Source organism: Acrocarpospora catenulata, from assembly GCF_018476525.1.
GTDB lineage: Bacteria > Actinomycetota > Actinomycetes > Streptosporangiales > Streptosporangiaceae > Acrocarpospora > Acrocarpospora catenulata.
Genome location: NZ_JAHCST010000044.1, coordinates 17,860 through 29,732, shown reverse-complemented (window position 1 = coordinate 29,732; position 11,873 = coordinate 17,860). Strand labels below are relative to the sequence as shown.

Annotated in this window: 14 protein-coding genes; 9 read left to right on the top strand and 5 right to left on the bottom strand. The window is 70.2% G+C overall.

Annotated elements, in window-relative coordinates; genetic code table 11:
- Nucleotides 1–91: 91 nt before the first annotated feature.
- From KIP79_RS32365 to tsaD, 5 genes are read left to right on the top strand one after another with little or no spacing between them, the layout of a single operon-like run.
- Nucleotides 92–739, top strand: a complete 648-nt coding sequence (locus KIP79_RS32365; RefSeq protein WP_214108758.1) for a hypothetical protein — start codon at nucleotides 92–94, stop codon at nucleotides 737–739.
- 2 nt (nucleotides 740–741) lie between these two features.
- Entirely contained in the window at nucleotides 742–1,281 is a 540-nt protein-coding gene (locus tag KIP79_RS32360; protein WP_214108757.1) for a class F sortase, read from the top strand.
- 57 nt (nucleotides 1,282–1,338) lie between these two features.
- On the top strand, nucleotides 1,339–2,049 hold the full coding sequence (tsaB, locus tag KIP79_RS32355; RefSeq protein ID WP_214108811.1) for a tRNA (adenosine(37)-N6)-threonylcarbamoyltransferase complex dimerization subunit type 1 TsaB: 711 nt from the start codon (nucleotides 1,339–1,341) through the stop codon (nucleotides 2,047–2,049).
- Nucleotides 2,049–2,504 carry a ribosomal protein S18-alanine N-acetyltransferase gene (rimI, locus tag KIP79_RS32350; RefSeq protein ID WP_250214196.1) on the top strand — a complete coding sequence of 152 codons (456 nt, stop codon included), beginning with the start codon at nucleotides 2,049–2,051 and terminating at the stop codon, nucleotides 2,502–2,504. The genes tsaB and rimI overlap by 1 nt, the downstream gene beginning before the upstream one ends.
- Nucleotides 2,497–3,519: a tRNA (adenosine(37)-N6)-threonylcarbamoyltransferase complex transferase subunit TsaD gene (tsaD, locus tag KIP79_RS32345; RefSeq protein ID WP_214108756.1), complete on the top strand. Its 1,023-nt coding sequence runs from the start codon at nucleotides 2,497–2,499 to the stop codon at nucleotides 3,517–3,519. The genes rimI and tsaD overlap by 8 nt, the downstream gene beginning before the upstream one ends.
- Here the strand turns inward: tsaD and KIP79_RS32340 are convergent.
- The 3 genes from KIP79_RS32340 to KIP79_RS32330 form a co-directional block, all read right to left on the bottom strand.
- Entirely contained in the window at nucleotides 3,509–4,189 is a 681-nt protein-coding gene (locus KIP79_RS32340) for an alpha/beta hydrolase (protein WP_214108755.1), read from the bottom strand. The two genes, tsaD and KIP79_RS32340, sit on opposite strands and share 11 nt — an antisense overlap.
- Nucleotides 4,190–4,220: 31 nt before the next feature.
- Entirely contained in the window at nucleotides 4,221–5,708 is a 1,488-nt protein-coding gene (locus KIP79_RS32335; RefSeq protein WP_214108754.1) for a hypothetical protein, read from the bottom strand.
- A gap of 167 nt (nucleotides 5,709–5,875) precedes the next feature.
- Entirely contained in the window at nucleotides 5,876–7,054 is a 1,179-nt protein-coding gene (locus tag KIP79_RS32330; RefSeq protein WP_214108753.1) for a class I SAM-dependent methyltransferase, read from the bottom strand.
- A 247-nt stretch (nucleotides 7,055–7,301) separates the two neighbouring features.
- Between KIP79_RS32330 and groES the strand changes: the two genes are divergently transcribed.
- The 4 genes from groES (at nucleotide 7,302) to KIP79_RS32310 (ending at nucleotide 10,386) form a co-directional block, all read left to right on the top strand.
- Nucleotides 7,302–7,613 carry a co-chaperone GroES gene (gene groES / locus KIP79_RS32325; RefSeq protein WP_443611867.1) on the top strand — a complete coding sequence of 104 codons (312 nt, stop codon included), beginning with the start codon at nucleotides 7,302–7,304 and terminating at the stop codon, nucleotides 7,611–7,613.
- A gap of 97 nt (nucleotides 7,614–7,710) precedes the next feature.
- Complete coding sequence (gene groL / locus KIP79_RS32320) at nucleotides 7,711–9,333, top strand: chaperonin GroEL (protein WP_214108752.1); 1,623 nt, start codon at nucleotides 7,711–7,713, stop codon at nucleotides 9,331–9,333.
- A 268-nt stretch (nucleotides 9,334–9,601) separates the two neighbouring features.
- Nucleotides 9,602–10,228 carry a sigma-70 family RNA polymerase sigma factor gene (locus tag KIP79_RS32315; protein ID WP_214108751.1) on the top strand — a complete coding sequence of 209 codons (627 nt, stop codon included), beginning with the start codon at nucleotides 9,602–9,604 and terminating at the stop codon, nucleotides 10,226–10,228.
- Nucleotides 10,225–10,386, top strand: coding sequence for a hypothetical protein (locus tag KIP79_RS32310; protein ID WP_214108750.1), 162 nt, complete (start codon nucleotides 10,225–10,227; stop codon nucleotides 10,384–10,386). The genes KIP79_RS32315 and KIP79_RS32310 overlap by 4 nt, the downstream gene beginning before the upstream one ends.
- Here the strand turns inward: KIP79_RS32310 and KIP79_RS32305 are convergent.
- Both KIP79_RS32305 and KIP79_RS49755 read right to left on the bottom strand, forming a co-directional pair.
- The gene (locus KIP79_RS32305; RefSeq protein ID WP_214108749.1) at nucleotides 10,347–10,724 is read right to left on the bottom strand and encodes a DUF5319 domain-containing protein; all 378 of its coding nucleotides are present in this window, start codon (nucleotides 10,722–10,724) and stop codon (nucleotides 10,347–10,349) included. The two genes, KIP79_RS32310 and KIP79_RS32305, sit on opposite strands and share 40 nt — an antisense overlap.
- Before the next feature lie 179 nt (nucleotides 10,725–10,903).
- Entirely contained in the window at nucleotides 10,904–11,533 is a 630-nt protein-coding gene (locus KIP79_RS49755; RefSeq protein ID WP_214108748.1) for a hypothetical protein, read from the bottom strand.
- Nucleotides 11,534–11,873 lie beyond the last annotated feature (340 nt).

The window sequence follows — 11,873 nt, the reverse complement described above, 5'->3', positions numbered from 1 at the left end:
CACATCTCTGGGGATCAATAGAAAATGAAGATCTTTAGTGATGGATGGGCTTAGCTTTTCTGGGTACAAGGGTGGCGGGAGGGGTGCGCCGATGAGCAAGCTGACACAGGCCGCATGTGCGGGGGCGGTATTACTCGGCTTACTCGGCGCGGCCGGGTGCTCGGCGTCAGCCGATTCCGAGCCGGAGCCCACGCCGACCGTCACCATTTCTCCCGCCGCGCCCAGCACGGACGTCTCGATCCTGCCCCGGCAGAACGTGCGGGTGGTGGTGAACCCCACCTCGATCGCCGGTGGCGCCACCAAGAACGTCCGGGTCACCGCGTTCTGCCCGCCCGCCCAGCCGGGCACCACGTACAAGGCCAATGCCCGCTCCGACGCCTTCACCGGCATCGTCAGCCTGATGCCGCCGCTGCCGCCCACGCCCGCGCCCAGCCCGGCGCCCGAGCCCCGGCTCACCGGCGTCGCCCTGCTGAGCGCCAACGCCAAGGCCGGCGGCTACAAGGTGGAGGTGCGCTGCGAGGCCACCAACGACATCGGCAGCGCCCGGCTCAAGGTGACCGCCCCCTCCTCCGGCAGCGGCAACTTCCCGACCAAGGCCCCCGGCGCGGGCGGCGGCGGCACGGCGGCGGGCGGCCCTGAGGACGCGGCCAGCGGGGTGCCCATCATGCCGATGGCGCTCGGGCTGATCGCCGTCGTCGTGCTCGGCATCGGCGTGGCCCGCATGCGCAATCGGGTCTGAGGTTGGCGTCCTCGACTCGGACGCTGATCATCGCGGGAGTGATCACCGGGTTCGTGCTGTACGCCATGGGCAGGCCGCAGACCGAACCGACTGCCACCCGCTCCTCCGCCGTGCCGGAACGCATCGACATCCCCCAGTTGAAGCTGAAGGCCCCGCTGATGGAGCTCGGGCTGACCAGCGGGGGTGAGGTCGAGTTGCCGCCGTACGAGAAACCCAAGGTCGCGGGCTGGTACACGGGCAGCGCGGTGCCCGGGGACGAGGGCGCCTCGGTGATCATCGGGCATGTGGACACCAAGACCGCCCCCGCCGTCTTCTACCGGCTCCGCGAGCTGAAGGAAGGGTCGGTGGTCAAGGTCGCCCGGAGTGACGGCAAGACGGTGACGTACGAGGTGGACTCGGTCGAGCAGATCCCCAAGGACGCGTTTCCGGCGGAGAGCGTGTACACGGGGGAAGGGCTGCGGCTGGTCACCTGCGGTGGGGATTTCGACTGGAAGAAGCACGAATATCGGGACAACATCATCGTCTACGCTTCGCGGGCCTGAGCGGCCGATTCCTGAGCGTACGCGTACCGCTCCGTGGAGCGGCTAGGCTTGTTGTTCGTGCTGGTCCTGGCCTTTGATACCGCTACCCCCGCCGTTACGGCCGCATTGCATGACGGAACGCGCGTGCTGGCCGAATCCACCACCATCGACGCACGGCGGCATGGCGAGCTGCTCGCCCCCGCGATTCAGACCGTGCTCCGCGAGTCGGGCGCGCGGCTGGGCGAGGTGACCGCGGTCGTGGCCGGAGCCGGGCCGGGGCCGTACACGGGGCTGCGGGTCGGGCTGATGACCGCGCGGGCGCTGGCCACCACGCTGGGCGTCCCGGCGTACGGGGTGTGCACGCTGGACGCGGTGGCGTACGAGGCGGGCCTGCCGGGGCCGTTCACGGTGGTCACCGACGCCCGCCGCAAGGAGCTCTTCTGGGCCAGGTACGGCGACGCCCGCACCCGGGTGGACGGCCCGCGGGTGGCCCGGCCGCACGACGTGCCCGCCGGGGACGCCGTCGTCGGGGTCCGCCTCTATGAGGAGATCATCGGCCCGGTGACCGGCCCGGAACACCCGTCGGCCGGCGCGCTGGCGGCGCTGGCGGCCGAACAACTCGCGATGCTGACCCCGGAGGAGGCCCTGGCGGCGGCCAGGCTGCCCGAGGGCCGCATCGACTCCGAGGAGGCCGCCCAGGGCCGGTCGGTGCTCGGGCCCGCCGCACCCATCTACCTGCGCCGCCCGGACGCGCAGATCCCGGGGGCGCCCAAGCGGGTGACCGCGTGATGGCGGTGGCCGCGCTCCGGCAGATGACCACGGGGGACCTGCCCGCCGTCATGGCGATCGAGCGGGCCACCTTCCCCTCCGACGCCTGGAGCGAGGGCATGATGCGTGGCGAGCTGGCCGACCAGCCGCGCACCCGGCACTACCTGGTCGCCGAGGTCGAGGGCCAGGTCGTCGGCTACGCCGGGCTGGCCGTGTCCGCCGACCAGGGCGACGTGCAGACCATCGCCGTGTACGCCGAGCACCGCAGATCCGGCATCGGCTCCCAGTTGCTCACCGAGCTGCTCGCCGAGGCGGGCCGGCGCGGGGCGACCGAAATCTTCCTTGAGGTGCGCGCCGACAACCCGGCGGCGCAGGCCATGTACGAACGTTTCGGGTTCACCTCGTTCGGCGTGCGCCGCCGCTACTACGACGACGGCACCGACGCGATCACAATGGTGAGGAGACTCGATGGCTGACCAGCCGATCGTCCTGGGGATCGAGACCTCCTGCGACGAGACCGGCGTGGGCATCGTGCGCGGGCACACCCTGCTCGCCGACACGATCGCCTCCAGCATGGACGAGCACGCCCGGTTCGGCGGCGTGGTGCCCGAGGTGGCCTCCCGCGCCCACCTGGACGCGATGGCCCAGACCGTGGAGAGCGCGCTGACCAAGGCGGGGCTGCGGTTCGCCGACATCGACGCCGTCGCGGTCACCGCGGGCCCCGGGCTGGCCGGCGCCCTCCTGGTGGGCGTGGCCGCCGCCAAGGCGTACGCGCTGGGGCTCGGGGTGCCGCTCTATGGAGTCAACCACCTGGCCGCGCACGTGGCCGTGGACCAGCTCGAACACGGGCCGCTGCCCAAGCCGTGCCTGGCCCTGCTGGTCTCCGGCGGGCACTCCTCGCTGCTGCTGGTGCCCGACGTGGCCAAGGACGTGATCTCCCTCGGCTCGACCGTCGACGACGCGGCCGGGGAGGCCTTCGACAAGGTGGCCCGGGTGCTCGGCCTGCCGTTCCCCGGTGGCCCGCACATCGACCGCGCCGCCCGCGAGGGCTCCGGCACGGCCATCGCCTTTCCGCGCGGCAAGGCCGACGACGGCACCCTCGACTTCTCCTTCTCCGGCCTGAAGACCGCCGTCGCCCGCTACGTCGAGCGGTCCGGCGCCGGCGTCTCGGTGCCGGACGTGGCCGCGTCCTTCCAGGAGGCGGTGGTGGACGTGCTCACCCGTAAGGCCCTGGAGGCGTGCGCCCGGCACGGCGTCGAGCACCTGCTCATCGGGGGCGGCGTGGCGGCCAACTCCCGGCTCCGCGCCCTGGCCCAGGAGCGGTGCGACGCCGCCGGAATCACCCTGCGCGTGCCCCGGCCGGGCCTGTGCACCGACAACGGGGCCATGGTGGCGGCCCTGGGGGCCACCCTGCTGGAGGCCGGCGCCGCCCCCTCGGACCTGGCCATCCCGGCCGACTCCTCGCTGCCTATCACCACGATCAACGTCTGACCGGCCGCTCCAGGGCGTCGGCGAGCTCCGCCGTGCGGCTCAGCATCGCGCTGTGGCTGCCCGGGACCACCTCCGGTGCGAAGCCCAGCCGGTCCCGGGTCACCTCCCGCATGAACTCCAGCGGGAAGTAGCGGTCCTCGGCGCAGGCCAGGGCGCGGGTGGGGACGTCGGGGAGCGCGGGCCGCGGCCAGGGCGCGAGCATCGAGGTGTCCGCCTGATCACGGCCGTCGGCCAGCGCCTCGTCGGCCAGGTCGCGGGGCACGTCGTGCAGGAACAGGGCGTAGGGGTTCCCGTCGCCGGGGTCGTGGCCGTGGCGGCGGTTGCTCTCGCTGAGGGCCTGCTCGTGGCCGGTGTTCGACCACCAGTCGATGGGCCGCTCGCCGGGGCGCGGGATCATGCCCGCCAGGAACACCAGGGTCTGGACGGGCACCCGGTCGCAGACGAGCGGGCCGGTGAATCCGCCGAACGAGTGCGCCACCACCACCAGGTCAGGCTGGTCGCCGACGGCCGCGGCCACCGCGTCCGCATACTCCTCCAGGCCCGCCTGCGGGTCCTCGTAGGGCAACTCGACGGGGATCGCCCCGTGGCCTCGGCGGCGCAGTTCACGCGCCAGCGGTGCCCAGTAACCCGGCCCGGAACCCCCGCCGGGGAGCAGCACGAAGTTCGTCACGCTCCCTTGCTACCCGATGCCACCGACAAATTCAGTCCTTGCCGGTCCGGGTGGGGCGGAGCAGGGCTTCGGCCAGGGCGAGCATGGTTTCCTCGAGGATGCCGAGGCGGCGGGTCATGTCGGCGTGGGCCGGGTCCATGCTCTGGGTGAGGGTTTTGGTGAGGGTTTCTGCCAGGCGGTCCTGGTCGGGGCGGGCGCCGATCAGCTCGGTGAGGGCGCCGGCGGCCTCCGCGAGGCGTGCCTGGGCGTTCTCGAAGTGGCCGGCCTGGTCGGCGGCGAGTTCGCCGAGGTTCTTGTGCAGGGCGCCGATCTCCAGGGTGGCCGGGAGCTGGCCGACGCGCTGGCTGACCGCCTCCACCCGGTCGTCCACGCTGTCCAGGCGGTCGCCCACCCGGTCGTCCAGGTCGGAGATGCGGGTCAGCAGCGTGCCGTCCAGGGCCGCGACCCGGTCGCCCACGCTCTCGTCCAGGGTGGTGAGGCGGGCGCCGAGCGACTCGCCGAGGGTGACGATGCGGGTGCTCAGCTCGGTGTCCAGGGTGGCGATGCGGGTGCCGAGGTCCTCGTTCAGCGCCGTGGCCTGCGCGGCGGCCCGCTGGTCGGCGGCGGTGAGGCGCTCGTCCAGGGTGGTGAAGCGGGTGTCCACGCGGCCGTCCAGGGCCTCGAAGCGGTCGTCGTGGTGGCCCTGGTGGGTCTCCACGCCGGTCAGCCGGGACTCCACGCCGGTCAGCCGGGTGTCGATGTCGGCCAGGCACTCGTCGGCGGTCTCGATCCGGCCGTCGATGCGGTCCAGCCGGGCGATGGTCGCGGCCTGCCGGGACTCCAGGTCGCCGAGACGGGTCAGCACCTTCCCGGTGGCCTGCTCGACGGTGGTGGTGAGCTCCTGCACCGCGCCCGTCAGCACGCCGGTCAGGTCGAGCACACCGCCCTCCAGGCGCTCGGTGCGCTGGCCCAGCTCGGTGAGGGCCTTGTCCAGCCGGGTGAACCGGCCGGCGGCCGCCTCCATGGCCTCCTGGACCTGCCCGAGCAGCGCGGTGTAGCGCTCCATGCGCTCGGCCATGCCCTGCGCGCCGTCCAGCAGGGACTGGAGCCGGGACAGCGCCTCCTCCACGCTCTCCCCGACCGTGCTCACGTCCGCCCACAGGCTGGGCAGCTCGGCCAGCGGGGTGACCCGGTCGCCGATGCCGCCGACCCGGACGTTGACCGCGTCCACGTGGTCGCGGACCAGCTCGACGTGCTGGGCCAGGCCCTCGGCCCAGGACGGCGGCCGGGTGACGATGTCGTCCAGGCGGACGCTGACCGCCTCCACGCTGCCGTTGAGGCCGCCCAGCTCGCGTTCGCGCACCTCGCGGAGGAGCCATTCCATGCCCTCCAGACGCTGCCGGATCTCGTCCAGCACCGCGCCCTGGGTGCGCTGCTCGTAGACGTGGTCCTGGGCGGCGCGGGCCAGCAGCTCGCGCATGCGGTCGGAGACGGCCGCCTGGCTGCCCGCTTGGAGGAGGGTGTGGCTGGAGTGGTCCACCGAAGGCTCCTTCACTCGCCGACGTTTCGAATCGCAGCGGTGGAAATGGTCCGGTTCGACAGGGGTAAGCACGCGCAAACACGTACCGTCACCGAACTGTAGCCCTTCGTGGCCGTGGCTTCGGGGTGGACGGCCAAAGATCGTGATTCCCCCTGGAATGCCCAGGTTCAGGGGGTCGGCAGCTCGGTGGCCAGGATGGCGATCGGGCGGTTGCCGAGCCTCGTCAGGAGGACCACGCGGGTGTTGTCGCCGTGCAGGCGCAGGTCCCTGCGGAGGCGTTCGACGTCCACCGCCGAGCCGCGCTTCTTGATGGTCACGGAGCCGACGTGGCGGTCTCTCAGGGCCGCTCTGAGGCGTTTGAGGGAGAAGGGCATGACCTCCTCGACCTCGTACCCCGACACCCACGGGCTGCGCGCCGGGCTGTCTGAGGTGATGTAGGCGATCTGCGGGTCGATGAGGCGGCCGGTGATGATCTGGGCTACTTCGGCGACCAGGTGGGCGCGGACGGCGGCGCCGTCGGGGTCGTAGAGATATCGCCCGATTGTCCCCACTTCGGGTTCGACGCCGGACGCCTCAAGCGTTTCCCTAATTGGCAACAAAGTTGCCTTTCTCCGGACTTCTTGCGATTTATCCCCCAGCCACAGGGACGCTTCCTTTACTTCACCTCGAAAAGAAACCCATTCGGCTTCGGTGCCGTCCGGAATGAACTCATAAGGAATGCCCGGCGCCACCTTGAGACACGCTGCCCGGGAACGCCCTACCATCTCCATCAGAACCGGCCAGGCCGGTGTGTACGCATTCGGGTCGAACGTCCGCCGATTCGACGTCCGCCGGGCCGGATCGGCGAACCACACGTCGTAGGCGCCCGGATCCAGTTCCCCCGCGTCCGCCACCCGCACCGACGCCCGCAACCCCAGCGCCGCCACATTGGCCCTGGCCACCGCCGCCGTCACCGGATCGACGTCCACCGCGTCCACGGCACACCCCGCCCGCGCCAACGCGACCAGATCCCCGCCGATCCCGCAACAGGCGTCCGCCACCGACCCGGCCCCCCACCGATCGACCAGCCGCCGCGCCCGATGCTCGGCCACCTCCACCCGGGTGGCCTGCTCCAGCCCCTGCGGCGTGAAGTACATGACCTCCGCATCCGCCCCGAACTTCACCACCGCCCGCCGCCGCAACCCCGCCTGCGTCAGCGCCGCACTCACCAGATCGGCCCCATACCCACGCCGAAGCGCCGTGGCCGCCTGCACCGGATCAGCCCCACCCCGAACAAGCTCGACCGCCTCCGCGAGCACCTTCTGCCCCGCCGGCGTCAGCAGCAGCTCAAACTGACCCAACTCCACGATTCCGAGGCTATCCGGTGTGCCGCTCGTCGTCGGTGCCGCGTTCGCGGCGGGCGGAAGAGGGAGCTGACCTGGGCGGGGAGTTCGTGTTGACGGACTCGGGGGTTGTGCATACTGTTTCGTGTTGGCACTCGCCTAGGGAGAGTGCCAAACCAACTAAGCGACGAGGCAGGTCTGACACCCGCGACGGCAGGCCGCTGGTCGCCTCTTCAGCTCACACATCGCAATCTGAAGGGGAGGTCCGATCGTGACGACCGCCACTAAGGTTCCCGTAAAGCCGCTCGGCGACCGTATCGTGGTCCAGCCGCTTGAGGCCGAGCAGACCACCGCTTCCGGTCTGGTCATCCCGGACACCGCCAAGGAGAAGCCGCAGGAGGGCAAAGTCCTCGCGGTTGGCCCCGGCAACTGGGACGAGTCCGGCAGCAAGCGCGTTCCGCTCGACGTCAACGAGGGCGACGTCGTCCTCTACAGCAAGTACGGCGGCACCGAGGTCAAGTACGGCGGCGAGGAGTACCTGGTGCTTTCCGCCCGTGACGTGCTCGCCATTGTCGAGAAGTAAGCCGTGAAACAGCCCCGGGTGCGTCCAGTGCCCGGGGCTTTCCGTACTGTCCGGGGCTCCTCCGTCTACCCGAGCGCCGGACGCTGAGAGGACTGGTATGCCGAAGACGCTGTCGTTTGACGAGGATGCCCGGCGCGCGCTTGAGCGCGGCGTGAACGCCCTCGCCGACGCCGTGAAGGTGACCCTCGGCCCGCGTGGCCGCAACGTGGTCATCGACAAGAAGTTCGGGGCGCCCACCATCACCAACGATGGTGTCACCATCGCCCGCGAGGTCGAGCTGGACAAGCCGTACGAGAACCTCGGCGCCCAGCTGGCCAAGGAAGTGGCCACCAAGACCAACGACGTGGCCGGTGACGGCACCACCACGGCGACCGTGCTGGCCCAGGCCATGGTCCGGGAGGGCCTGCGGAACGTGGCCGCCGGCGCCCAGCCGCTGTCCCTGAAGCGCGGCATCGACCTGGCCGCCAAGGCGGTCAGCGAGAAGCTGCTCGACTCGGCCCGCCCGGTCGAGGACAAGAAGGAGATCGCGAACGTCGCGACCATCTCCGCCCAGGACGCCAAGATCGGCGAGCTGATCGCCGAGGCGTTCGACAAGGTCGGCAAGGACGGCGTGATCACCGTCGAGGAGTCCAACGCGCTCGGCCTGGAGCTGGAGTTCACCGAGGGTCTCCAGTTCGACAAGGGTTACCTGTCGGCGTACATGGTGACCGACCAGGAGCGCATGGAGGCGGTCCTGGAGGACCCGTACATCCTGCTCACCCAGGGCAAGATCGCCTCCATCGCCGACTTCCTGCCGCTGCTGGAGAAGGTCGCCCAGACCAAGCGGCAGCTGCTGGTGGTGGCCGAGGACGTCGAGGGCGAGGCCCTGGCCGTGCTGGTCACCAACAAGATCCGCGGCACCTTCACCTCGGTCGCGGTCAAGGCGCCCGGCTTCGGTGACCGCCGCAAGGCCATGCTCCAGGACATCGCCATCCTCACCGGCGGCCAGGTGGTGGCCGAGGAGGTCGGCCTCAAGCTGGAGCACGTCGGCCTTGAGGTGCTCGGCACCGCCCGCCGCGTGGTGATCACCAAGGACACCACCACCGTCGTGGACGGCGCCGGCGAGGCCGCCGCGATCGCCGACCGGGTCCGCGAGATCAAGCTGGCCATCGAGCAGTCCGACTCCGACTGGGACCGCGAGAAGCTCCAGGAGCGCCTCGCCAAGCTCTCCGGCGGCGTCTGCGTGCTCAAGGTCGGCGCGGCCACCGAGGTGGAGCTGAAGGAGAAGAAGCACCGCCTGGAGGACGCGATCTCCGCCACCCGCGCCGCCATCGAGGAGGGCATCGTGTCCGGCGGCGGTTCCGCGCTGGTGCACGTGGCCAAGGAGCTGGACGGCCTGGGCCTGTCCGGCGACGAGGCCACCGGCGCCTCGGTGGTCCGCAAGGCGCTGTTCGAGCCGGCCCGCTGGATCGCCGAGAACGCCGGTCTTGAGGGCTACGTGGTGACCTCCAAGATCACCGAACTCTCCGTCGGCCACGGCCTCAACGCGGCTACCGGCGAGTACGGCGACCTGGTGGCCCAGGGCGTCATCGACCCGGTCAAGGTCACCCGCTCGGCCGTGCAGAACGCCGCCTCCATCGCCGGCATGCTGCTCACCACCGAGGCCCTGGTGGTGGACAAGCCCGAGGAGGAGGCCCCCGCCGCCGGCGGTCACGGCCACGGCCACGGGCACGGCCACTAGGCCCCGGCAAGAATCAGGAAGGTACGGCTCTCGCCACTTGAGGCGGGGGCCGTTCTTCTATATAGCAACGGGTAAACCTAACGACCAGATAAGACGTCACACCGGCTCTGAGCTGTCAGAAGCTCTGACAGAAAAGGCGCGAATTCGGCTTTCTTCTGAAATGTTCAAACACTTAGGTGATCGGCTGATTACCAAGGGTTATCGCTGCGTCAATGTGACCAATCCGTAGCCGTTCACCATGGGGACATGCACGATCGTGGCGGGCATCATGCCTAACGTGACCGAGGGATGCGTCGCCGACGCCGCAACTGGGGTAAGGCTTGCGACGAGATCGGATGAGTCCGACCTCAGGGAACTGACCAGCGCCGCCGTGTCAGGAGACCGCAAAGCCATCGAATCGCTGCTGGGCCAATTGCGCCCGATGGTGGTGCGCTATTGCAGGGCCCGTCTCGGGCGGGTCTCCGGTCATTACCACATCGCCGACGACGTGGCCCAGGAGGTCTGCATCGCGGTGCTGTCGGCGCTGCCGCGCTACCGCGACATGGGCCGGCCGTTCGCGTCGTTCGTGTTCGGGATCGCCTCGCACAAGGTGGCCGACGCGCTGCGCAGCTCGGTGCGCAGCGCCGTACCGACCCAGGACCTGCCGGACGGGCCCGACGAGGGGCCGGGGCCCGAGGAGACCGTGGTGCGGTACATCGAGGCCGAGCACGCGCGGGCGCTGCTCTCCCGGTTACCCGACAACCAGCGGGAGCTGCTGATCCTGCGGGTGGTCTCGGGGCTGTCGGCGGAGGAGACCGGGAACGTTCTCGGCATGTCCCCGGGGGCGGTCCGGGTGGCACAGCATCGGGCTCTTGCGCGGCTTCGTCAGATGGCAGAGCTAGAGTCGATTGCGTGACTCACGACGTTGACGTGGTGCTCGACGCGCTGGGCCGCCGGGAGCCGGTCCGTTCGTCGGATCCGGCGATTCTGGTGCTGCGCGCGCTGGTCGCCGACGTGGACAGTATCTACGACACTCAGCGGCTTTCCTCGGTGTCGATCACACCGTCCACATAGCCGCGGGCGTACTCCCAGCTGACGTAGTCCGCCGGGTCGGGCTGGAAGGCGGGCTCGTGCACCTGGGGGCGGCCGTTGTCGATCATCTGGCGGAGGTTGCCGCGGAGCAGGTCCCAGTCGAAGTAGTGCTGCTCCCCGCATTCCGGGCAGTCCAGGACGAGCCCCAGCACTCCCTGGGGCTCCAGCAGCGACCGGAACACTTCGACGTCGGCCAGGTCGGTCAGCGCCTCGTTCCGCTCCGAGGTGGTGAGCGGCTCGGGGTCGTCGAGCTCGCCCAGCTCCACGGCGGGGTCGTTGGGGTCGTCCGCGAACGGGTCGCGGGGGACGTCTTCCAGCACGATCCCACCATATGACCAGGACACGACTTGATGGGCTCGATGGGCCGCATTACCGCCAGCCGTGCCTGGTCGCCTCGGCTCCCGCCTGAAATCGGGGAAACGAAAAGGAGGCCGCCGAGATTCTCGACGGCCTCCTGTCCCGTGGACGAGATCGGGTGGATCGCGTCCTTACCTGGGTGTCATCCCTTGATGCAGACCACGTGGACCGTGCCCTTGCCGTTCTTGCCCTGCACGGTCCAGCCGGTCGGGACTCCGTTGGTGGAGTACGGCCACGCGCCGTCGAGGCCGTCGTGGCTGCCCTCGGTCAACGTGTAACTGCCACCGGTGGCGAGCCAGCCCGTCGGGCAATGGGCGGTGACCGCGGACGCCTTGCCCTCGAACTTGAACTGCATGGCGTTGTACTGGACCTGGTTCGAACCCGCGGGACCCTGCGGGCCTCGCTCACCCTGCGCGCCGGTCTCTCCCTTGTCGCCCTTCGGGCCCTGTGCGCCGGCGTTCCCCTTGTCACCCTTCAGCCCCTGCAAGCCGCGGAGCCCCTGCGGGCCAGCCGGGCCGGCCGGGCCGGAGGCGCCAGGCGAGCCCTGGGGGCCGGTCTTGTTCCAGCCCAGCTTGTACTCCGTGGGCTTGCAGGTGGCCGTGGCGTTCACGACCCGCACGTAGCGCGTCTTCTTGGCGACACAGGCGTGGACCACCTCGTCGGACATGACGGACGACGCCACGGCCATGCCACCGACACCGAAGACGGAACCGGCGATGACGCCGACCGCCAGAATTCCCATCGTGCGCCCACCGGGCAGTTTGATCGGCACGAGTGATTCCCTCCATGACTTCGCGTGGCCCGCCACTTCCGCCAGGTCCCCCCCGGCGCATCCCTGGCAGTGGCATCCGCGAACCGCCGAAAATCATCGATAGGCGCCGGCGGGATCACCAGGTCCGATCGGATCCCATCCGAACCCGATGCCTGTGGGCAGGAGCTTCACGCACCCCTCTGTGCACTGATTGCACACAAGTCCAGTTTTGGACAGACGACCACTCCGAGCAGCACCACAGCGGTGTCAGCAAGCTGCATGTCACCAAGTGCCCCCCGCGGGGCGCGAATGGACCTCGACCTGGACCGCACGGCGCGTCGCCAGGGTTATCCACAGGGGG

Bases quoted from the DNA above. Each gene is read 5' to 3' on its own strand.
- KIP79_RS32365 (WP_214108758.1), top strand. From the start codon at position 92: ATGAGCAAGCTGACACAGGCCGCATGTGCGGGGGCGGTATTACTCGGC.
- rimI (WP_250214196.1), top strand. From the start codon at position 2,049: ATGGCGGTGGCCGCGCTCCGGCAGATGACCACGGGGGACCTGCCCGCC.
- tsaD (WP_214108756.1), top strand. From the start codon at position 2,497: ATGGCTGACCAGCCGATCGTCCTGGGGATCGAGACCTCCTGCGACGAG.
- groL (WP_214108752.1), top strand. From the start codon at position 7,711: ATGCCGAAGACGCTGTCGTTTGACGAGGATGCCCGGCGCGCGCTTGAG.
- KIP79_RS32315 (WP_214108751.1), top strand. From the start codon at position 9,602: ATGCCTAACGTGACCGAGGGATGCGTCGCCGACGCCGCAACTGGGGTA.